The sequence below is a fragment of the Pseudoduganella sp. HUAS MS19 genome (genome assembly GCF_053615455.1).
Window position 1 is genome coordinate 661,535 of sequence record NZ_CM132133.1, and the last position, 20,259, is coordinate 681,793.

General features: G+C 62.6%; 27 protein-coding genes and 1 tRNA gene. 10 read left to right on the top strand and 18 right to left on the bottom strand.

Annotated features, from left to right (window positions below; genetic code table 11):
• Position 1: 1 nt before the first annotated feature.
• Both ACWBU6_RS03075 and mscL read right to left on the bottom strand, forming a co-directional pair.
• Complete coding sequence (locus ACWBU6_RS03075) at positions 2-1,135, bottom strand: trypsin-like peptidase domain-containing protein (RefSeq protein ID WP_452647411.1); 1,134 nt, start codon at positions 1,133-1,135, stop codon at positions 2-4.
• Positions 1,136-1,166: 31 nt separating this feature from the next.
• Positions 1,167-1,592 (bottom strand): large conductance mechanosensitive channel protein MscL, encoded by a 426-nt coding sequence (mscL, locus tag ACWBU6_RS03080; RefSeq protein ID WP_452647412.1) that lies wholly within the window; start codon positions 1,590-1,592, stop codon positions 1,167-1,169.
• Between the two features lie 200 nt (positions 1,593-1,792).
• Between mscL and petA the strand changes: the two genes are divergently transcribed.
• The 6 genes from petA (at position 1,793) to ACWBU6_RS03110 (ending at position 5,989) form a co-directional block, all read left to right on the top strand.
• Positions 1,793-2,401, top strand: coding sequence for a ubiquinol-cytochrome c reductase iron-sulfur subunit (gene petA, locus ACWBU6_RS03085; RefSeq protein WP_452647413.1), 609 nt, complete (start codon positions 1,793-1,795; stop codon positions 2,399-2,401).
• A 3-nt stretch (positions 2,402-2,404) separates the two neighbouring features.
• Positions 2,405-3,817, top strand: coding sequence for a cytochrome b (locus ACWBU6_RS03090; protein WP_452647414.1), 1,413 nt, complete (start codon positions 2,405-2,407; stop codon positions 3,815-3,817).
• A 35-nt stretch (positions 3,818-3,852) separates the two neighbouring features.
• Positions 3,853-4,617 (top strand): cytochrome c1, encoded by a 765-nt coding sequence (locus tag ACWBU6_RS03095; RefSeq protein ID WP_452647415.1) that lies wholly within the window; start codon positions 3,853-3,855, stop codon positions 4,615-4,617.
• 112 nt (positions 4,618-4,729) lie between these two features.
• Positions 4,730-5,341: a glutathione S-transferase N-terminal domain-containing protein gene (locus tag ACWBU6_RS03100; RefSeq protein WP_090436157.1), complete on the top strand. Its 612-nt coding sequence runs from the start codon at positions 4,730-4,732 to the stop codon at positions 5,339-5,341.
• Positions 5,342-5,401: 60 nt separating this feature from the next.
• Positions 5,402-5,887, top strand: a complete 486-nt coding sequence (locus tag ACWBU6_RS03105; RefSeq protein WP_452647416.1) for a ClpXP protease specificity-enhancing factor — start codon at positions 5,402-5,404, stop codon at positions 5,885-5,887.
• Positions 5,888-5,913: 26 nt separating this feature from the next.
• Positions 5,914-5,989, top strand: a tRNA-Thr gene (locus ACWBU6_RS03110).
• Positions 5,990-6,046: 57 nt separating this feature from the next.
• Here ACWBU6_RS03110 and ACWBU6_RS03115 read toward each other — a convergent pair.
• From ACWBU6_RS03115 to ACWBU6_RS03145, 7 genes are read right to left on the bottom strand one after another with little or no spacing between them, the layout of a single operon-like run.
• Positions 6,047-6,559, bottom strand: a complete 513-nt coding sequence (locus tag ACWBU6_RS03115; RefSeq protein WP_452647417.1) for a DoxX family protein — start codon at positions 6,557-6,559, stop codon at positions 6,047-6,049.
• Between the two features lie 23 nt (positions 6,560-6,582).
• Positions 6,583-7,149 carry an alpha/beta fold hydrolase gene (locus ACWBU6_RS03120; RefSeq protein WP_452647418.1) on the bottom strand — a complete coding sequence of 189 codons (567 nt, stop codon included), beginning with the start codon at positions 7,147-7,149 and terminating at the stop codon, positions 6,583-6,585.
• A complete protein-coding gene (locus tag ACWBU6_RS03125; RefSeq protein WP_452647419.1) occupies positions 7,142-7,879 on the bottom strand; it encodes an HvfC/BufC family peptide modification chaperone in 738 nt (245 codons plus the stop codon). The genes ACWBU6_RS03120 and ACWBU6_RS03125 overlap by 8 nt, the downstream gene beginning before the upstream one ends.
• The gene (bufB, locus tag ACWBU6_RS03130; protein WP_452647420.1) at positions 7,876-8,694 is read right to left on the bottom strand and encodes an MNIO family bufferin maturase; all 819 of its coding nucleotides are present in this window, start codon (positions 8,692-8,694) and stop codon (positions 7,876-7,878) included. Before bufB ends, ACWBU6_RS03125 begins: the two co-directional genes overlap by 4 nt.
• Before the next feature lie 20 nt (positions 8,695-8,714).
• Positions 8,715-8,984, bottom strand: a complete 270-nt coding sequence (gene bufA2 / locus ACWBU6_RS03135; protein WP_452647421.1) for a BufA2 family periplasmic bufferin-type metallophore — start codon at positions 8,982-8,984, stop codon at positions 8,715-8,717.
• Between the two features lie 28 nt (positions 8,985-9,012).
• Positions 9,013-9,786 (bottom strand): alpha/beta fold hydrolase, encoded by a 774-nt coding sequence (locus ACWBU6_RS03140; protein ID WP_452647422.1) that lies wholly within the window; start codon positions 9,784-9,786, stop codon positions 9,013-9,015.
• Positions 9,786-10,052: a BufA1 family periplasmic bufferin-type metallophore gene (locus ACWBU6_RS03145; RefSeq protein WP_130316063.1), complete on the bottom strand. Its 267-nt coding sequence runs from the start codon at positions 10,050-10,052 to the stop codon at positions 9,786-9,788. The genes ACWBU6_RS03140 and ACWBU6_RS03145 overlap by 1 nt, the downstream gene beginning before the upstream one ends.
• A gap of 296 nt (positions 10,053-10,348) precedes the next feature.
• Here ACWBU6_RS03145 and ACWBU6_RS03150 point away from each other — a divergent pair, with 296 nt between their 5' ends.
• The gene (locus ACWBU6_RS03150) at positions 10,349-10,717 is read left to right on the top strand and encodes a hypothetical protein (RefSeq protein WP_452647423.1); all 369 of its coding nucleotides are present in this window, start codon (positions 10,349-10,351) and stop codon (positions 10,715-10,717) included.
• A 100-nt stretch (positions 10,718-10,817) separates the two neighbouring features.
• Here ACWBU6_RS03150 and ACWBU6_RS03155 read toward each other — a convergent pair whose 3' ends face one another.
• From ACWBU6_RS03155 to ACWBU6_RS03170, 4 genes are all read right to left on the bottom strand, one after another.
• Positions 10,818-11,582: a hypothetical protein gene (locus ACWBU6_RS03155; protein WP_452647424.1), complete on the bottom strand. Its 765-nt coding sequence runs from the start codon at positions 11,580-11,582 to the stop codon at positions 10,818-10,820.
• A gap of 190 nt (positions 11,583-11,772) precedes the next feature.
• On the bottom strand, positions 11,773-13,473 hold the full coding sequence (locus ACWBU6_RS03160) for a long-chain-fatty-acid--CoA ligase (protein ID WP_452647425.1): 1,701 nt from the start codon (positions 13,471-13,473) through the stop codon (positions 11,773-11,775).
• Positions 13,470-13,964, bottom strand: coding sequence for a winged helix-turn-helix transcriptional regulator (locus tag ACWBU6_RS03165; RefSeq protein WP_452647426.1), 495 nt, complete (start codon positions 13,962-13,964; stop codon positions 13,470-13,472). Before ACWBU6_RS03165 ends, ACWBU6_RS03160 begins: the two co-directional genes overlap by 4 nt.
• A gap of 53 nt (positions 13,965-14,017) precedes the next feature.
• Entirely contained in the window at positions 14,018-15,328 is a 1,311-nt protein-coding gene (locus ACWBU6_RS03170; RefSeq protein WP_452647427.1) for an amidohydrolase family protein, read from the bottom strand.
• Positions 15,329-15,473: 145 nt separating this feature from the next.
• On the opposite strand from ACWBU6_RS03170, the gene aqpZ reads away from it, so the two are divergent.
• Both aqpZ and ACWBU6_RS03180 read left to right on the top strand, forming a co-directional pair.
• On the top strand, positions 15,474-16,166 hold the full coding sequence (aqpZ, locus tag ACWBU6_RS03175; protein WP_452647428.1) for an aquaporin Z: 693 nt from the start codon (positions 15,474-15,476) through the stop codon (positions 16,164-16,166).
• Between the two features lie 59 nt (positions 16,167-16,225).
• The gene (locus ACWBU6_RS03180) at positions 16,226-16,558 is read left to right on the top strand and encodes a cupin domain-containing protein (protein WP_452647429.1); all 333 of its coding nucleotides are present in this window, start codon (positions 16,226-16,228) and stop codon (positions 16,556-16,558) included.
• Here ACWBU6_RS03180 and ACWBU6_RS03185 read toward each other — a convergent pair.
• The 5 genes from ACWBU6_RS03185 to ACWBU6_RS03205 all read right to left on the bottom strand — a co-directional run bounded on the left by ACWBU6_RS03185 (position 16,539) and on the right by ACWBU6_RS03205 (position 19,404).
• Complete coding sequence (locus ACWBU6_RS03185) at positions 16,539-17,567, bottom strand: NAD(P)H-dependent glycerol-3-phosphate dehydrogenase (protein ID WP_452647430.1); 1,029 nt, start codon at positions 17,565-17,567, stop codon at positions 16,539-16,541. The two genes, ACWBU6_RS03180 and ACWBU6_RS03185, sit on opposite strands and share 20 nt — an antisense overlap.
• A 5-nt stretch (positions 17,568-17,572) precedes the next feature.
• Positions 17,573-18,019 carry an SH3 domain-containing protein gene (locus tag ACWBU6_RS03190; RefSeq protein ID WP_452647431.1) on the bottom strand — a complete coding sequence of 149 codons (447 nt, stop codon included), beginning with the start codon at positions 18,017-18,019 and terminating at the stop codon, positions 17,573-17,575.
• An 85-nt stretch (positions 18,020-18,104) separates the two neighbouring features.
• A complete protein-coding gene (gene secB / locus ACWBU6_RS03195) occupies positions 18,105-18,596 on the bottom strand; it encodes a protein-export chaperone SecB (protein WP_452647432.1) in 492 nt (163 codons plus the stop codon).
• A gap of 138 nt (positions 18,597-18,734) precedes the next feature.
• The gene (gene grxC, locus ACWBU6_RS03200) at positions 18,735-18,995 is read right to left on the bottom strand and encodes a glutaredoxin 3 (protein ID WP_057265991.1); all 261 of its coding nucleotides are present in this window, start codon (positions 18,993-18,995) and stop codon (positions 18,735-18,737) included.
• Between the two features lie 10 nt (positions 18,996-19,005).
• Positions 19,006-19,404: a rhodanese-like domain-containing protein gene (locus ACWBU6_RS03205; RefSeq protein ID WP_452647433.1), complete on the bottom strand. Its 399-nt coding sequence runs from the start codon at positions 19,402-19,404 to the stop codon at positions 19,006-19,008.
• A gap of 103 nt (positions 19,405-19,507) precedes the next feature.
• Here ACWBU6_RS03205 and gpmA point away from each other — a divergent pair, with 103 nt between their 5' ends.
• The gene (gene gpmA, locus ACWBU6_RS03210; RefSeq protein WP_452647434.1) at positions 19,508-20,254 is read left to right on the top strand and encodes a 2,3-diphosphoglycerate-dependent phosphoglycerate mutase; all 747 of its coding nucleotides are present in this window, start codon (positions 19,508-19,510) and stop codon (positions 20,252-20,254) included.
• Positions 20,255-20,259: the final 5 nt, after the last annotated feature.

The following is a 20,259-nucleotide window of genomic DNA, read 5'->3' on the forward strand; positions in this document are numbered from 1 at the left end:
TTTATTTTTTAGCGAGGGGGCGTTTGCCCACAGTGAGTTGGAGATCGCTTTCGCGGCTCTTGCGCAGGATGCGCATGGTCGACTGGCCGCCGGGCGAGAGCTGGGCGATCAGGTTCAGCATTTCATTGGTGTCCTTGACCGGCTTGCCGTCCACCGACAGCAGGATATCGCCCGGCCTCATGCCGGCCTTGTCGGCCGGGCCGTTGCGCACCACGCCGGCGATGATGGCGCCCGAATCGCGCTCCAGGCCGAAGCTGTGCGCCAGCTCCGGCGTGATTTCCTGCGATTCGACGCCGATCCAGCCGCGCACCACATGGCCATCTTTGATGATGGCGTCCAGCACATTGCGCGCCGTGCTGACCGGGATCGCGAAGCCGATGCCGACCGAGCCGCCGGTCTGGGAGTAGATGGCCGAATTGATCCCCAGCAGGTTGCCCTGGGTGTCGATCAGGGCCCCGCCCGAGTTGCCGAAGTTGATGGCGGCATCGGTCTGGATGAAATTCTCGAAATGGTTGATGTGCAGGTTGTTGCGGCCGAGGGCGGAGATGATGCCCATGGTGACGGTCTGGCCGACGCCAAACGGATTGCCGATGGCCAGCACCACGTCGCCCACCTTGGCCTGTTCCACCTGGCCCAGGGCCACCACCGGCAGCTTGTCCAGCGCGATGCGGATCACGGCCAGGTCGGTTTCCGGATCGGTGCCGACCATCCTGGCCGACGCCTTGCGTCCATCCGGCAGCACGACCTGGATTTCGTCGGCCGCTTCCACCACGTGGTAGTTGGTCAGGATATAGCCTTGCGGGCTGACGATGACGCCGGAACCGAGGCTGTTCTGGTCATCTTCCTCGTCGCGGTCGCCGAAAAAGCGCTTGAAGAACGGGTCGCGCGACAGCGGATGGCGCTTGCGCACCGCCTTGGTGGTCAGGATATTGACAACGGCCGGCATGGCGCGGCTGGCTGCTGCGCGGTAGGAGCCGGGGGAGGGCGGGGCGCCGGCATCGGCCAGCACCGCCGTGTGGGCCGCTGTCGGCACGGGCTTGGGCAGCACGGCCGGCCGCTGCACGGCCGTGTAGACAAGGAACAGTGCCAATGCGATGGTCACCGTTTGTGCAAACAATAACCAGAGTCTTCGCATGGCGGTCTTGCTACAAAATGGGCGTTAACTCCTATTTTCGCAAAGAATCGCGAATTTCGCGCAGGAGCACGATATCTTCCGAAGGTGGTGCAGGTTCCGCCGCCGCCGCGGCCGGCGCTTCGGCGCGGCGCAGCTTGGTCACCAGGCGGACCATCTGGAAGATCACGAAGGCCAGGATGATGAAGTTCAGCAAGATGGTGAAGAAATTGCCGTAGGCGATGACCGCCCCCAGTTTCTTTGCCTCGGCCAGGGCCAGATTGTGCGCCTGCCCGTTGAGAGGAATGTAATAGTTGGCGAAATCAAGGCCGCCCAGCAGCATGCCGATCGGCGGCATGATGACGTCGGTGACCAGGGAATCGACGATTTTGCCGAAGGCGGCACCGATGATGACACCGACCGCCAGGTCGATGACATTGCCCTTCATGGCAAATTCCTTAAATTCCTGCATCATTCCCATAACACACTCTCCCAAAAAAAGTATGGATTTGTATCAACTTTGCTGCAAATTCATGGAACACGCAAGAGGCGCAACATTGGGATGGATTAGCAAATTGCAAGGTTTTGCTTTAAATCGCATCTTCACTCCTTTATAATTTAAGGTTGCTAGAAGCTTTGTTAACAATAAAGATTTTGGATTTTTGACTGATTGGGGTTTGTATGAGTAACGAGAAGCAGGTCGATTCGAGCCGTCGCGGTCTCCTCGTCGCAACGTGTGCGGCAGGTGGTGTGGTCGGTTTGGGTGCAACTGGCGCCCTGGTAAGCACGTTCCAGCCCTCCGAGCGCGCGAAGGCAGCAGGTGCACCGGTGGAAGTGGATATCTCTACGCTGCAGCCGGGCGAAATGAAAACCGTTGAATGGCGCGGTAAGCCGGTATGGATCCTGAAGCGCACGCCAGAAATGGTGGCCTCGCTGCAGAAGACCGAAGGCGAGCTGGCCGATCCGAAATCCGAACGTACCCCTGACGAGCTGACGCCGGATTACGCCCGCAACCAGAACCGTTCCATCAAGCCTGAAATCCTGGTCGCCGTGGGCATCTGCTCCCACCTGGGCTGCTCCCCATCGAACAAATTCACCCCTGGCGCACAGCCTTCCCTGCCTGACGACTGGGCCGGCGGCTTCCTGTGCCCATGCCACGGTTCGACCTTCGACCTGGCTGGCCGCGTATTCAAGAACAAGCCTGCTCCGGACAACCTGCAAGTGCCGCGCCATATGTACCTGGGCGACAGCAAGCTGATCATCGGTAAAGACGAGAAAGGCGAGGCATAATCCATGGCCGCATTCAAGGAAACCAAATTCCCAGCCGACGCACCAGCCGCCAAAAAGCTGATGGGCTGGGTCGACGACCGCTTCCCTGCCACCAAGCTGTGGAACGACCAATGGGGCAAATACTACGCGCCCAAGAACTTCAACTTCTGGTACATCTTCGGTTCCCTGGCCATGCTGGTCCTGGTGCTGCAGATCGTTACCGGCATCTTCCTGACCATGCACTACAAGCCGGACGCCGGCCTGGCCTTCGCATCGGTCGAATACATCATGCGCGAAGTGCCGTGGGGCTGGCTGGTGCGTTATATGCACTCGACCGGCGCTTCGGCCTTCTTCATCATCGTGTACCTGCACATGACCCGCGGCCTGATGTACGGTTCCTACCGCAAGCCACGTGAACTGATCTGGCTGTTCGGTTTCGCCATCTTCCTGTGCCTGATGGCCGAGGCCTTCTTCGGCTACCTGCTGCCATGGGGCCAGATGTCGTACTGGGGCGCCCAGGTGATTGTGAACCTGTTTGGTGCAATCCCCCTGATCGGCCCTGACCTGTCGCTGTGGATCCGTGGCGACTACGTGGTGTCCGACGCCACCCTGAACCGCTTCTTCGCCTTCCACGTGATCGCCATCCCGCTGGTCCTGCTGGGCCTGGTGGCTGCGCACCTGATCGCGCTGCACGAAGTGGGCTCATCCAACCCGGACGGCATCGAAGTGAAAGAAAACCTGGGCCCGGACGGCCACCCGGTCGATTCCATCCCTTCGCACCCGTACTACACCGTGCACGACCTGTTCGGCGTGTCCGTGTTCCTGACCCTCTTCAGCGCCGTGGTGTTCTTCGCGCCTGAAATGGGCGGCTACTTCCTGGAGTACAACAACTTCCTGCCGGGCGATTCGATGAAGACCCCGCCGCACATTGCGCCAACCTGGTACTTCACCGCCTTCTACTCGGTGCTGCGTGCGACCACTTCCGACTTCCTGTGGGTGCTGATGGTTGGCATCGCCGCTTACACCGCCTTCCTGTGGGTGAAGTCCAAGCTGTCGAGCATGGTCAAGATCGCTGTCAGCGTGATTGCGCTGCTGATGATCATCGGCATGCTGCCAGGCGCGCTGGATGCGAAATTCTGGGGCGTAGTGTTCTTCGGCGGTTCCGTAGTGATCCTGGCTTTCCTGCCTTGGCTGGACCACTCGCCGGTGAAATCGATCCGTTATCGTCCTGACTGGCACAAGTATGTGTATGCAGGCCTGGCGATTGCCTTCGTTGCCCTGGGCTACCTGGGCACGCAGGCGCCAAGCCCGGTCGGCACCGTCGTCTCCCAGATTGCAACCCTGTACTACTTCGGCTTCTTCCTGCTGATGCCATGGTGGAGCGTAATGGGTACGTTCAAAAAAGTGCCGGACCGCGTCGTCTTCCACGCGCACTAATCGAACGACCGGAACGCTAAGCAAAGGACTAATACATGAATTTTCCTAAGAAACTGCTGGCCCTCCTGGCCCTGGTACCAGCTCTGGCTTTCGCAAGCGAAGGCGGCTTCCCGCTGGAGAAGGCACCGGACCGCTCGCACAATATGGCTGCCCTGCAAAACGGTGCCAAGCTGTTCGTGAACTACTGCCTGAACTGCCACAATGCCTCGTCCATGCGCTATAACCGCCTGCGCGACCTGGGCCTGAGCGAAGAGCAGATCAAAAACAACCTGTTGTTCACCGGCGAAAAAGTGGGCGAGATGATGACCACGGCCATGCCGGCCAAGGACGCCAAGGTCTGGTTCGGCACCGTGCCGCCTGACCTGTCCGTGATCTCCCGCGCCAAGGCGACGCCGTCCAATACCGGCAGCGATTACCTGTACACCTACCTGCGCACCTTCTACAAGGACGACAACCGCCCGACCGGCTTCAACAACATGGTGCTGCCGAACGCGGCCATGCCACACGTGCTGTGGGACCTGCAGGGCGTGCAGGCTGCCAAGTTTGAAGAAGTGGCCGACCCGCACGAACCGGGCAAGAAGATGCACAAGTTCGTCGGTTTCCAGCAAGTCACGAAGGGCACCATGAGCAAGCTGGAATATGACACCGCCGTGGCCGACATCGTTGGCTACATGGAATGGATGGCCGAGCCAGCCGCACAGAAGCGCAAGCAACTGGGCGTATGGGTCCTGATCTTCATGACGATCTTCGCCACCCTGGCATGGCGCCTGAACGCGTCGTACTGGAAAGAAGTTAAATAATTTGCGTGCGCCGGATTGCCGGCGCGTGTTTGCGCCGCCTGACACGTCGGGCGGCCCAACTGGGGTGAACCGTTCGCGGTCTCGCCCCCTTTGTTTCTAAGGAACTAGGAAAATGATGGTTCTCTACTCGGGCACTACCTGCCCATTCTCCCAGCGCTGCCGCCTGGTCCTGTTCGAAAAGGGCATGGACTTTGAAGTGCGCGATGTTGACCTGTTCAACAAGCCGGAAGACATTTCGACCATGAACCCGTATGGCCAGGTACCGATCCTGGTCGAGCGCGAACTGATCCTGTACGAATCGAATATCATCAATGAGTACATCGACGAGCGCTTCCCGCACCCGCAGCTGATGCCGGCCGACCCGCTGATGCGCGCCCGTGCCCGTCTGATGCTGTTCAACTTCGAGAAGGAGCTGTTCGTCCACGTGCACACGCTGGAAAGCGAGCGCAACAAGACGAACGACAAGAGCCACGACAAGGCCCGCGCAGAAATCCGCGACCGCCTGACCACGCTGGCTCCGCTGTTCCTGAAGAACAAGTACATGCTGGGCGACGAGTTCTCCATGCTGGACGTGGCCGTGGCACCGCTGCTGTGGCGCCTGGACCACTACGGCATCGAGCTGTCGAAGACCGCAGCGCCGCTGATGAAGTACGCCGAGCGCATCTTCTCGCGCCCTGCCTACATCGAAGCGCTGACTCCGTCCGAGAAAGTAATGCGCCGTTAATTGCGGCCCCGGCGGCGCGCCTTTGCTTGCAATGAGCGCGCCGCGCCATATAGTTTGAACATGTCAGAAATCTCCACCAAGCCCTATATGCTGCGCGCCATCTACGAATGGTGCACCGATTGCGGCTATACCCCCTACCTGGCGGTCAAGGTCGACGCAGCAACCCAGGTACCGATGGAATACGTGCGGAAGGGCGAAATCGTCCTCAATATCAGCTTCGGCGCCACTTCCGGCCTGAAGATGGATAATGACGCAATCCACTTCCACGCCCGCTTCGGCGGCGTGTCGCGCGAAATCTACGTACCGGTCAATAATGTGATGGCAATCTACGCCAACGAAAACGGACAGGGCATGGCGTTCGAGCCGTTGCTGGGCCAGGCGCCGGCAGCGAAAGCGCCAGCGCCGGTCGAGGAAATCGCGCCGGTTCCGACCCTGTCTTCCGTGCCCAGCGTCCCGGCGCCGCGCAGCGAAGACGACAATGGACCGGATGATGGCGGCGAACCGCCAAAGAAAGGTGGCCGTCCGACCCTCACTCGCATTAAATAGCGTATAATCGCGGCGACAGTTTTACAGCCGGCTTAGCTCATCAGGTAGAGCAGTTGATTTGTAATCATCAGGTGGCGGGTTCGAGTCCTGCAGCCGGCACCAGCATCCCAGAAGCCCAGCCCTCACCGGCTGGGCTTTTTCTTTTCGCGTTGCGCTTTGCTAAGCGGCCCGGGGAACGGGAGCAGCGGCATGGCGCCAAATGATGTGATCTAAGGAGAGCTTGCCGCCGCCTTGCGCGATCAGGGGCAGCAGCAAGGCGGCCCAACTCAGGTGGGTGGGCCAGGCTTGCGGGTAGACGAAAATTTCGATGACTGCGGTCATGGCAAGCAGGCCGAGGGCGGCGAAGCGCGTGAACAGGCCGGCCACCAGCAGCATCGGCAGGGCGTGTTCGGCAAAGGTGGCCAGCGGCGCCGCGAATTCGGGGGGCAGCAGCGGCAGCATGTACTCGTAGCGGAACAGGTCGATCGTCGAATCCTTCAGCGTGAACCAGCCTTCTACCTTGGTGCGGCCGGAGAGGAAGAAGATGGCGGCAATGGCGAGGCGCGCGGCGAGCAGTTGCACCGATGCGGGCAGCAGGCGCGCGGCAAGCGCTTGCAGCGCTGCGATGCGTGTCGAGATGGCGCCTGCCGAGGCGGCTGCGGCGGCTGGGGATTGGGCAAAGTTGGTGTTCATGGTGGTCTCCGTTTTGTCAGGTGTCAGGTGCGCCATTTGCCCTGGCGCGCGAGCGTGGCGGCGGCATCGGCAATTTGCTGCGGGGATGCGCCGCCGGCGAGGCCGATCGTCGGGACATTCATTGGCGCGGCAACGCCGTCTGCCAGTACCAGGCCGACCACGCGGCTGCGGCGCAGCTGCGCGGCAGCGCGTGCCGCCTGGGCGCCTTGGCCGATACCGATAAAGACTGCTTCCGGGATGTGCAGGCTGTCGATAAAGGCGAGCAGGTCCTGGCCGAGCGTAGCGGCATCGGCTTGGCGCAGTGTCGGGAGCAGAACCCGGTAGCCGTGGGAAGCCAGCAGCGACGCGGTTTCGGCGTGGTTTTCGATGCTGTCGGCGGGGCCGCGGGCGAGCAGGATGGGGCGGCCGGCGTCAGGTCCGGCGGCGTGGTAGCTGAGGGCTTGTTTTGCGGCTGCGACGGCGCGCAGCACTTCAGTGGCGCTGCGGCCCGGCAGCGCGGCGCCAGCGAGTGCTGGCGCGAATGCGAGGCTTACTGTTCCCGCCAGACCGCTGAGGGCGGAGAGCAGGAACAGGCGGCGGGTTTCATTCATTGTCAACTCCGGTAATGAGTTCACTGCCAAGCCAGTCGGCCAGCATGGCGCCGGCGCTGGCGATGCCTTGCTCTTCGCCGACACGTTCCACCAGCAATGTGCACAGGCCGACAAAGCTGCCGTCGCGCTGAAGCTGCGTCAGCGCGGCGTACTCGATTGCGTCGAGGGCGCGCAGGCAGGAGACGAAGCCGCGCCGCCAGACCAGCAGGCCGCTGGGCGCGGGCAGCATTTCACTTTCGGGCGAGCCGCCGTCGCGCAAGGCGAACCACAGGTCGGCAGAATTGGTGGTGGCGGTGCGCAGGTGCAGCGTAGGCGTCAGTTGCAGGCGGGCCTGATCCCAGTCGATGGCTGCCAATGCGTCGGCGGCGACTGGTGCGGCGTCCGGGCCGATGAATGCCTGGTCCAGTGCGTGTTCGATCCAGGCCAGTTCGTGCAGGTCGGGATTGTCGGGGAAGAGGGCTTGCAGCGTGTCGCAGAAATCGTCGGCGTAGGCGTCCAATGTCCAGGCATGGGGCGGGCGGCGCTTGATGTGGGCGGCGGCGGCGTGAAGGAAAGCTTCCTCGCCGATGAAGGCGCGCAGTTGCGGGTAGCTCTCTTCCAGGCAGCCGACAAGCTGTGCGCGGTAGTTGTTCTGGTAGACGGCACGGCCTGGGCCAGCCGGCACACCAGGAACCGGCGTTGAGGTGGCCAGCATGGTCTGGAAGTCGCCTTGGAGGTCAACGAGGTTCATGCTGCCTCCCTGTGGTTGGCGAGGTTGCGGGCGATATGCAGTTCGGCCAACAGCTCGGCCAGCGGTGGAATATCGCCATCGCGCTCGATCATGGTGGCGACAGGCCCGCAGCGGGCGATCGTCTGCTGGTATAGCGACCACACGGCGTCGTTGACGGCGCTGTCGTGCGTGTCGATCAGTAGGCCATCGCCTTGGCTGTGGCCGGCCAGGTGGATCTGGCACACGCGGTTCATCGGCACGCCGCGCAGGAATTCGAGCGGATCGAAGCCGTGGTTGCTGGCGCTGACGAAGACATTGTTCACGTCCAGCAGCAGGCCGCAGCCGGTGCGCTTGGCCATGGCGGAAATGAATTCCCACTCCGTCATGGTCGATTCAGCGTAAGTCAGGTAGCTCGAAGGATTTTCGACCAGCATGGTACGCCCCAGGGCTTCCTGTGCCTGATCAATGTTGTTGCAGATGATGTTGAGCGCCTCCTGCGTATAAGGCAGAGGCAACAGGTCGTGCGAATTGAAGCGGCCGATGCGCGACCAGCTCAGGTGGTCAGAGACGAACATCGGTTCGACCTCCCCGACCAGGGCGCACAGGCGGGCAAGGTAGTCCGGCCGCACGCCGTCGGCAGAACCGAGCGACATCGACACACCATGCAGCACCACGGGATATCGCTCGCGCACGCGGCGCAGGATATCGCGCGGCTGGCCGCCGGCGACCATGAAGTTCTCCGAGATCACTTCGACGAAATCCACCTCGACGTCGCCGTCGAGGAAATCGCGGTAGTGTTCGCGCCGCAGGCCGAGGCCGAAGCGATGTGCATACATGGTGTGCCTCCGTCCCTTGCTTATTTCTGCTCGGTCAGCGTGCCGCCCAGTGCCTTGCACTCGGACGGGGTTTTCACCAGCACGCCGTGGCCTTTGCACTGGTTCAGGCCTTTGCAGTCGTTCTTGGCAGTGGCGCACAGGCTGGTGCCCTTGCAGGTATTGATGCCGTAGCAGCGGGCCGGTTCTTCCTTCGCTTTTTCTGCGGCGAAGGATGGTGCCGACAGGGAAGCCAGGGCGATCAGGGCGGCGGCGCCGGCCAGGCCAGCACGGGTTTTGGTAGCGATGCTCATGATGAATCTCCTTTGGTTGGGTTGGGACTTACAGGACGCTGAGGGCAGCGTCTTCGATGACTTTCGCGACCGCTTCCGGCTGCGAAACTTGTACTGCATGGCTTGCTGCGATTTCAGTAACCTTGGCGCCGGCACGCTTGTACATCCAGCGCTGCAACTCCGGGTTCACCAGGCGGTCCTGGGTGGTGACGATGCCGAAGCTCGGCTTCTGGTGCCACATGGCCAACCAGCTTGGTGTCCCCATCAGCACATTACTGACCGGGACTTGCGAGGCCGCCATGAAATTGACGCGGTTCGGCGTCAGGTCGGCGGCCAGGTCGGCGCGGAAGCGTGCGGCATCGAAATACTGGAAGCCGCCGCGGTCCGGCTTCGGATCGCCGCTGGCGCCGGGCATCGACGACAGCAGCTGCTGCGAGGTTTCGCCGACTTCCGGCATCAGGCCAGCGACATACACCAGGCCTTTGACCTTGCTGCCGGTCGCCACGTTGGACATCACCGTGCCGCCGATCCCATTGCCGACCAGGAGCACATCACCGAACTGCTGGAAGATCGCCTTGCGGGTGATGGCAATGTCGTCGTCGAGCGAGGTATGCGGCAACTGGGCGACGCTGACCTTGTAGCCTTTCAGCGACAGGATGTCGTGCACCACGCGCCAGCTCGAAGCGTCGATGAATGCACCCGGCACGATCACGATGTTCTTTGCGATCGGCACCGGAGCTGTCGACGTCGCGGGCGCAGCGGCATGTGCTGCGCCCGCCAGGCCTGCAGCCAGCGCGACCGCGGTGGCAATTGCACGCTTCATCACTTCGCCTTCAGCGAGCCGTAGCCCTTGGGCGTCTTGATGGAGGTGCAGGTGCCTTTCTCTACCAGCACCCAGGCGTCACCCTGGTAATCGACTTTGGACGTGGCGGCGCACGAGGTGCCAGGGCCTGCGGCGCAGTCGTTCTGGCCGGCTTTCGCCACGCCGTAGCACTTCTCCATTTCCTTCTTGGGTTCCGCGGCGTGGGCGGCGGAGGTGCACAGTGCAATAGCCAGGGTGGCTGCGAGTCCTGCGTAGGTGGTTTTCATAATCTTGGTCTCCTTGGTTAAGGTGTGACCAGATTAAGGGGGGAGTGTGTATCGCTTGTGTCGGTGGCGTGGGAGGTTTTGGCAAGTTGTGTATCTGGCATGGCGCCAGATACACTGGGATACAAAAATGTCTACGGCAGGGGGCTGGCATCGACCGTTGGGGCCGCCCGCTTGCCGGGCGATAGAAGCTGGCGCCCTGCAAGCCGCCTGCGTTGCGCCAGTGGGCCAGGCCGTTGTTGTGTGACGCCGGCTATGCCGAGCCAACGCAAGCGAGATCGCGGCGTAGAATGGACGGCATGAGGCCAGACCTGCCACCCGACCAGCAATGGAAACTGATGCTGGGGAGTTTCATCCACGAGTTCTCGCGGCTGGAGGCGCACGTATTCATCCTGTGCGCGCGCAGCATCGGTACCGACCAGACCCGCAAGCTTACCTTTGGCAAGCGCCTGGACCGCATCAAGGCCAGCCTGAAACAGCAATCACCGCGGGCCAGCGAAGCCATGCTGGCGCTGCTGCGCGAAGCGCGCGGCTTGGCGGAGTTCCGCAATGCGCTGCTGCACGACACGGCATTCCACGGCATGGGCGGCAGCGCGCCGCAAATGGAAGAAATGGAAGCGCGCCAGCAGCAGCTTGAATTGCTGCTGGCGGCGCTGGCGCAGGCTTAGAGGCAGTTTCAAAATGGCCGTGGCGTTGTTGCGGCTCCTTGCCGTGCAGGCGCACTGTCTTCGTCGCCGCGCCTAGCCACGCCCATCTTGAAACGGCCTCTTAGCGGCGCAGGGCGGAAATGGCTTGCTCGATGCTTGCGCTGTCCAAGCGTTTGGCCAGCTTGCGGCCTTGCTCGCGCATGCGTTCGAACGCTTCGTCGAGTTCGGTCGTGCTTGGCTGCAGTGGCGCCAGCGAACGGGCCAGCTTGGGCAGGATGGCGCGGCGCAGGAAGCGTTCTCCCATCTGGCTCAATTGCCAGGCGACGGCGCCCAGGCTGAGGAAAAAGGCGATGATGAAACCGGTGTCCATGTTTTCCGGCGCCTGCTGGCGCAGCGCTGCCAGCACCAGTCCGCAAAACGCAAATGCCCCGCCGATCGTCCACCACACTTCGCGGTCGAGGCGCGTGGCCGCCTCGAACTCGTCGAGCGCATCGGCCTGCAGGCGCAGTGCGGCATCGAGCTGGCGGCGACGTTCCGACGCATCGATCAGCAACGGCGCCTCGCGCAGGCGCGCAGCGGCGGCAAGTGCATCGGCGTGGCGGATCGACAGATGGGGATTGGTCGTTTGCTCCAACTGCACCAGTGGCAGCTGCTCGGCGCTTAACTTGGTGTAGTGCCCGACTTCCATTGGCAGCACCATGCCGCAATCGCAGCAGGTGCGCTGGTATCCAGCCAGCTCGCCTTTGGTCAGGGTGATGTAGTACACGTGCCAGGCCATGCCGATTCGCTGCACCGAGAATGCGCGGGCTGCCCGGCATACCGGGCAGAAATCGGCGACGTAGCCGGCGTGGGTGTGGACGGCCTTCCTGCCCCAGACGAAGATCATGTGTGCCTATGGCGGTTGGCGCTGGCAAAGGCCGGCAGGGCGGCGGCCGCGCTGGCGACGATCAGGAATTTCATGTGTTATCTCCGGGGGCGGCAATGGCGTGCCGGTTCGCCCGGCCATTATAGGCGCCGTTAGCGGAGATTTTCCATAAGGACAAACCCTGAAGGAAGCCATCAAGCGGCGGCGATCATTATGCGACCGCTTTCTCTTCGTGCGGAGCATCGCGCAATTCACGACGCAAGATCTTGCCGACGTTGGACTTGGGCAGGCTGTCGCGGAACTCGATGTGCTTCGGCTTCTTATACGCGGTGAGCTGCTGCTTGCAGTAGTCCATCAGCTGCTCGCCGGTGAGCGAAGAGTCCCTGCGCACGACGAACAGCTTGACGGCCTCGCCCGAGTTGGCATCGGGTACGCCGATGCAGGCGCATTCCATGACCATCGGATGGGCTGCCACGACGCACTCCACTTCGGTCGGGTAGACGTTGAAGCCGGAGACCAGGATCATGTCCTTCTTGCGGTCGACAATGCGCACATAGCCCTGCTCATCCATGATGCCGATGTCGCCCGACTTGAAATATCCGGAAGGGGTCATGACGCTCGCGGTTTCACTCGGCCGCCGCCAGTAGCCGGCCATCACTTGCGGGCCGCGGATTGCGATTTCGCCCGGCTGGCCGAACGGCAGCGGCTTGCCGTCGTCGTCGAGGATCGCCACCTCGGTGGACGGCACAGGCAGGCCGATGGTGCCGCTGAAGCCTTGCTGGTCCGGGCGGCACAGCGTGGCCGTGGGCGAGGTTTCGGACAGGCCGTAGCCTTCCAGGATCGGGCTGCCGGTCAGCTTCAGCCAGCGCTCGCTGACCACCTGCTGCACCGCCATGCCGCCGCCGAGCGTAATGCGCAATCCGGAAAAATCGACCTTGGCCAGTTCGGGCTGGTTCAGCAAGGCATTGAACAAGGTGTTCACGCCCGGGAAGAAGTTGACGCGGTACTTGGCCAGTTCCTTCGCAAAGCCCGCCATGTCGCGCGGGTTCGGCACCAGCAGGTTCATCGCGCCCCAGCGCGCGCCCATCAGCATGCAGGCATTCAGCGCGAGGATGTGATACAGCGGCAGCGCGCACACCGTCACGACCTGCTTGCCATCGCGCTCCTTGAGCAATGCCGGCCCGGCCCAGGCATCGTTTTGCAGCATATTGGCAATCACATTGCGGTGAGTCAGCATGGCGCCTTTCGACAGGCCGGTGGTGCCTCCTGTGTATTGCAGGAAGGCGATGTCGTCGTGAGCCAGGTCGGGCTTGCGCAGCTCCTGAGCGGCGCCGGCGCGCAAGGCCGCGCGGAACGGCAGCGCATCCGGCAGGCTGAATGCGGGCACCAGTTTCTTCACGCTGCGCACGACAAAGTTGACCAGCGCGCCTTTGCCGAAACCCAGCATGTCGCCCATGCTGGCCACGACGATATGCTTGATCTGGGTGTGCGGCAGCACCTTCTCCAGCGTGGTGGCGAAGTTCTCGAGGATGAAGATCGCTTGCGCGCCGGAGTCGGCCAGCTGGTGTTCGAGCTCGCGCGCGGTATAGAGCGGATTAACGTTGACCACCGTGTAGCCCGCCCTCAGCACGGCCGCCACCGCGATCGGATACTGCAACACGTTGGGCATCATCACCGCGACACGCGCACCTTTGTGCAGGCCGCGCTGTTGCAGCCAGGCAGCCAGGTTGCGCGAATGGCGGTCCCACTCGCGATAACCCATGGTGCTGCCCATGCAGGCATAAGCCTTGCGTTCGGAGTAGCGGGAGAACGATTCCTCCAGCAGGTGCGGCAGGGAGCCATACAGCTCGGGATCGATGGTGGCGGGAATGCCATCGGGGTAGGACTTCAGCCAGGCTTGTTCAGCGCTCATGCAGTCTCCTCTCTCATGCGCATCAGGGCGTGCGTCTTGTCATCGGCGCCGGGGCCGGCCACCGTCTCGATTTGCTCGGGTTGCAGCTCGCGTCCATCGGCCGCGCGGATGCCGACGCCGGCCACCGGCAGGCCGGTGGCCTTTTCCACCATGGTCAGGCGCGCGCCGTCCGGATGCGGCGCCCATTGCTCGCCCCACAGGGTCATGGCCGCCAGGACGGGGGCGAGGGCGCGGCCCTTTTCCGTCAGGCGGTAATGGACGATGCGCGCGTCTTCGGCGGAGGGTTGGCGCAGCAGGATGCCGTTCCCGACCAGCTTCTCCAGCCGCCGCGCCAGGATGCTGGTGCTGATGCCGAGGTGGCGCTGGAAATCCTGGAAGCGGCTCATGCCGCAGAACGCGTTGCGCAAGATGACAAAAGTCCACCATTCGCCCACCTGTTCAAGGGTCTGGGCGATGGGGCAGTTCATCTCCACGAACGAATTCTTGCTCATGGATTGAATTTATTGCAATTACTTCGGTAACGCAAGCGAAATTTGCGTGTACCTCATTCCTGCTTGAAGACTTTGCCCGCCGCCATGACGAACGGCACCTGCTTCAGGACATTGACGTCCTTCAGCGGGTCGCCGTCGACGGCGATGATGTCGGCTGCCTTGCCCGCTTCCAGCGTCCCGGCCACGGCGGATACGCCCAGCAGGTCGGCGGCATTGACCGTGGCGGCTTTGATCGCTTCGGCCGGCGTCATGCCGAATTCCACCATGTACTCGAATTCGTCGGCATTGCGGCCGTGCCTGGACACGCCGGCATCGGTGCCGAACGCGATCTTCACGCCGCTCTTATGCGCCAGCTTGAAGGATTTGCCGGTAATGCCGATGCGCCACTTGATCTTTTCCAGAACGGCCGGTTCGTAGGCATTCGGATTGGCCGCCAGGCGCTCCTTGTAGCCGTTCACGGTCGACATGGTGGAGACGTAATAGGCGCCCGATTTCAGGAACAGCTTGACGCTGCCGTCGTCCAGCAAGGTGCCGTGTTCGATCGAATCGGCGCCCATGGCCAGCGCCAGGTCCACGCCATCCTTGCCGTGCGCGTGCACCGCCACCTTCTTGCCGTACAGGTGGGCGGTATCGATCAGGGCCCGGGCTTCGTCATCGAACATCTGCTTGTTGACGCCGGCGCCGATCTTGCTGTTTACGCCGCCCGTGGTGGCGATCTTGATCACGTCCACGCCGCGGCCGATTTGCCGGCGGATGGCCTTGCGGCATTCTTCCGCGCTGTCGCAGACGTTATCGGTGTGGATGGCTTCCTGCACCCAGTCGGCGTAGCCGAGGCGGCCGTCCATATGGCCGGAAGTGGTGGAGATGGGCGTGCCGGCATCGATGATGCGCGGGCCCCTGGCCCAGCCCTTGTTGATCGCGTCGCGCAGCGCCAGGGTAATGCCCTGGTCGCTGTCGCCCAGGTTGCGCACGGTGGTGAAGCCGGCATTGAGCGTTTTGCCGGCGTTCATTTCCGCTTCATACGCCCAGGCGGCAGCGCTGGTGGTCACGCCGGCCAGCGCCCCTTCCAGCCCGGCGCGGTCGGACACCAGGTGTACATGGCTGTCGATCAGGCCCGGCAGCACGAAGCGCTGGCGCAGGTCGATCACCCTGGCGCCCGGATAGCGCTCGGCGCCGACAAAGCCATCGAGCACGGCCTGGATCTTGCCGTCTTCCACCACCAGGGTCGAGTTGCCGCGCGGCGCTTGGCCTGGTTTGTCCAGCAGCGTGCCAGCCTGGATCAGGGTCGGCGCAGCGGCAGCGGCGCCGCAAGCGAAAGCGAATGCCGCAGCGACGGCGGCACGCAGGGAAAGGCAGGAGGGCATGGCATTCCTATCGTTGTGAAAGTTTAGGAATGTAGCACGCCGGATAACGCATGTGTTCCGCAGTGCAACACATCACACTGTTGTCATTTCCGCCAGTTATAGTTAGTCTGTTTGCACAATTACCAATCGTCAACGGAGGCGCAAGATGCAAAAACTGGGTGCGGAATTCTTTGGGACGTTCTGGCTGGTCCTGGGCGGTTGCGGCAGCGCGGTGCTGGCGGCGGCCTTCCCCGGCGTCGGGATTGGCCTGCACGGAGTGTCGCTGGCGTTTGGCCTGACGGTGCTGACCATGGCTTTCGCCATCGGGCATATTTCGGGCTGCCATTTGAATCCGGCGGTGTCGGTCGGCCTGTGGCTGGGTGGCCGCTTCCCGGCCAAGGACTTGCCGGGCTATATCGTGGCGCAAGTGCTGGGCGGCATTGCCGCAGGCGGCGTGCTGTACCTGATCGCCAGCGGCAAGGCCGGCTTTGACGTGGGCGCCGGCTTCGCTTCCAACGGCTACGGCGAGCACTCGCCAGGGGGCTACAGCCTGCTGGCGGCCCTGGTGACGGAAGTGGTGATGACCGCCTTCTTCCTGGTGGTGATCCTGGGCGCCACCGACAAGCGCGCACCGGCCGGCTTCGCCCCGATCGCCATCGGCCTGTGCCTGACACTGATCCACCTGATCTCGATTCCAGTCACCAACACCTCGGTCAACCCGGCCCGCAGCACCGGCGTGGCGCTGTACGTCGGGGGCTGGGCGGTGGCGCAGCTGTGGCTGTTCTGGATCGCACCGATCATCGGCGCCGGCATCGGCGCCGGCATCTACCGCTTCATTGGCGACGAACAGAAAGGATAAATGGGGTACGTCCCCATTTAAGCCGTGCTGCTATGATGGGGGCTATCCAGGGAGGGCATATGGCGCTACCACATGCATCGTCCGGGCAAGTGGTCCGGATTGGCCGCGAGGCCGGTGAAAGCTTGTCGCAGTTTTCTTCCATCGCATTGGCCAAGACGGAGCAGCTCGAATTGATCCGCATGACGGTGCCGGCCGGCCGCGCCTTGCCGGAACACGCGGTGCACGGCCAGATTACGCTGCAATGCCTGGAAGGGGAGGTGTCGTTCAATGCGCATGGCCGCACGACCATCCTGCGCGGGGGCGAACTGCTGTACCTGGAAGGCGGCGCGCCCCATTCCTTGCAGGCGAACGCCGACTCCCTGTTGCTGCTGACTATTTTGCTGCCGGATTGAAGCTCTCGTAGCGCGGGTCGCGCGCCAGCAGGCCCTGCACCAGGTCGGCTGGCTGCAGGCCGTCGAACAGCACGCTGGCGACGGCGTTGGTGATCGGCATTTCCACGCCGAGGCGGCGCGCCAGTTCGCGTACCGCTTTGGCGCAAGGCACGCCTTCGGCGACATGGCCCAGTTCCTTGACGACGGTTGCCAGCGTCTTGCCCTGCGCCAGGCCCAAGCCGACGCGGCGGTTGCGCGACAGGTCGCCGGTGCAGGTCAGGATCAGGTCGCCCATGCCGGTCAGGCCCATGAACGTCTCGACATTGCCGCCCAGCGCGGTGCCAAGGCGGGTGATCTCGGCCAGGCCGCGCGTAATCAGCGCGGCGCGGGCATTCAGGCCCAGGCCCATGCCGTCGGCCACGCCCGTGGCGATGGCCAGCACATTCTTCACGGCGCCGCCCACTTCCACGCCGACAATGTCTTCACTGCAGTAGACGCGCATGGTGCCGCCATGCACGGCGCCCACCACCAGTTCGCACAGCGCAGCATCGCTGGAAGCGATGGTCAGCGCGCACGGCAAGCCCTTGGCGACTTCCTGCGCGAACGAGGGACCGGACAGCGCGCCGGCCGGCACGCCTTCCCCCAGCACTTCGCGCGCGATCTGGTGCGGCAGCATGCCGGTGTCGTATTCGAAGCCTTTGCACAGCCAGACGATGTTCGGGATGGGCTTGCCTTTCAGCGCCTGCAGCAGCGGGCGCAGGCCGGCTACCGGACAGGCGGCGATCAGCAGGCCGTCCTGGCCCACGTGGGCAACGGCCGCGTCGAAGTCGGCGCTCACCTGCAGCGCCGGCGGGAAAGGATAGCCTTTCAGGTAATGCGTATTGTCGCGGGCGGCGGCCATGTCGGCCATCGCGGCGGCATTGCGGCCCCATAGCACCACGTCGTGGCGGGCGGCGACGGCAATGGCAACAGCGGTGCCCCAGGCGCCGGCGCCCAGCACGCTGATCTTGCGTTTTCCTTCTTGCAGCATCTTGCTCAATTACCCCAGATATCGTTGCTGCGCACGTAGCCGGCCAGGCCGTCGCGGTGTTTCACCCTGGTCCAGCCATTGGCGGCGGGTTCGGCCAGTTCCAGCAGCACGCCCTTGTCGGCGATGAAGACCACGGGCGCAGTATCGTCGGCCGCACCGCGCACCTTGGTATTGGCGGCGCGCACGATCACATTGCGTTGCTTGATGCTTAAGCCTTTGGCTTCAGTCCAGGCCAGGTCGCCGGCCATGTCGCGCACCTTGACCCATTCGCCATAGGTCAGCACGATTTCCAGCGGCGCGCCGGGCGGGACAATGTACTGCTTGGCGGCCCGGGTCGACGGGGCGCCGTACAGTACGGCAGGATTGGCGCCTACCGACCGGTAGTCGATAGCCTGGGCGCTGGCGCAGGCCAGCAGCGAGGCGGCGAGGGCGACAATTCGGCATAAATTCATCGATCAGAACCTTAAAAATGCGCAAAGGCCCACTGGGGCCTTTGCATGCGGGGGAACCGTGGTTCCCCATGATATCGCAGAAGTATTACTGTACGGTTGCCGAGCCTTCGACCTGGGTCGCGCCGGCTTCGGCAGCTTGCTGCTGGGCGATGGCTGCCAGGCGCTGCTGGTAGAACACTTCGAAGTTGATCTCGGCCAGGTGGATCGGAGGGAAACCGGCGCGGGTGATCATGTCGGCGATGTTCGAACGCAGGTATGGGTACACGATGTTCGGGCAGCCGATGCCCAGCAGTGGATCGAGCTGTTCGGCTGGAATGTTGCGGGCTTCGAAGATGCCGGCTTGCTTGCCTTCAACCAGGAAAGCGACTTTGTCCTTGACCTTGGCAGTCACGGTCACGGTCACGGTCGACTCGAAGATGCCTTCGGACAGCGGCTCAGCGCCAACGTCCAGTGCCACTTCGATCGAAGGGGCTTCCTGTTCCAGGAAAATAGCTGGGGAGTTAGGCTGTTCCAGCGACATGTCTTTCAGGTAGACGCGTTGGATTTGGAACACGGGTTGCAGGTTTTCTTCAGACATGGAACGCTTTCGTATCAGTTATATAGTTAATGCTTGTCCAGGCCACGGGGTCAGCCCAAGTCAAACGCGACGGCAATTGTAGCAAAACTAGCTTATTTTCCAACGTTTTGCCCGCTTGTCCGTTGTATTTGGGGGCGTTTAACCTTTTAACAAGGGGTCGAGGCCGCCCGCCTGGTCCAGGGCATACAAGTCGTCAAAACCGCCAACATGGGTGTCGCCGATATAGATCTGCGGGACAGTGCGGCGGCCGGTCTTTTCCATCATCAGCTGGCGCTGGGCCGGGTCGAGGTCGACGCGGATCTTGTTGATGGCGGTGACACCCTTGCTTTCCAGCAAACGTTCGGCGCGCACGCAATACGGGCACACCAGGGTGCTGTACATGGTAACGTTGGCAGTCATGGCAGCTCCTTTACTTTGTCAGCGGCAGGTTTTGCGACTTCCAGGCTTCGATCCCGCCTTCCATCACGACCACGTCGGAGAAACCGGACTTTTCCAGCATGCGGGCGGCGCTGAAGGCGCTGATCCCTTTATCGCATACCACCACCAGGGTCTTGTTTTTGAACTTGTCCAGTTCACCCATGCGGTTGCCCAGTTCGGCCAGCGGGATATGTTTGGAATCGATGATACGGCTTTCCGCCTTGTCCTTGGCGCGCACATCGAGGATGCCGGCCTTGCCGCGGTTGATCAGCAAGGTGACGGCGGCAGGCGAGGCTTTCTTGCCGCGCTGGGTCAGGACCGGGAACAGCAGGGCGCCGCCGGACAGGAGGACGATGGCGATCAGGAAAATATTGTCGATGATGAATTTCACGGTAATCCAATGGTTGAACTTAATCTGCGCATTATAAAATAGATGCTTGTTCGTGGCTTCGGCGGCGATTTTCACCCATTTCCAACTCTATTGTTATAGCTCTATGTATAAAATCGTATTCATGCGTCACGGCGAGTCCACCTGGAACCTGGAAAATCGCTTCACCGGCTGGACCGATGTCGACCTGACCGAAAAAGGCGTCAACGAAGCCAAATCTGCCGGCAAAATCCTGAAAGATGCCGGCTTCTCCTTCGACCTGTGCTACACCTCCGTGCTCAAGCGCGCCATCCGCACCCTGTGGCTGACGCTTGACGAGATGGATGAGATGTACGTGCCGATCAAGCATGACTGGCGCCTGAACGAACGGCATTACGGTGCCTTGCAAGGCCTGGACAAGGGCGAAACCGCCGCCAAGTTCGGCGACGCCCAGGTGCTGGTCTGGCGCCGCAGCTACGATATCCCGCCGCCAGCGCTGGAAGCCGGCGATGACCGCACGTCCTTCCATGACCCGCGCTACGCCGGCTTGCCCAAGGATGCCATCCCGCTCACCGAATGCCTGAAAGACACCGTGGCGCGCGTCATGCCGGCCTGGGACGAGGAAATCGCCCCGGCCATCAAGTCCGGCAAGCAAATCCTGATCTCGGCCCACGGCAACAGCCTGCGCGCCCTGATCAAGATGCTGGACGGCATCAGTGACGAGGCCATCGTCGGCCTCAACATCCCGAACGGCCAGCCCCTGGTGTACGAACTCGATGCCGACCTGAAGCCGATCAAGCATTACTACCTGGGCGACCCGGCCGCCATCGCTGCCGCGCAGGCTGCCGTGGCCAACCAGGGCAAGGCCAAGTAATTCCC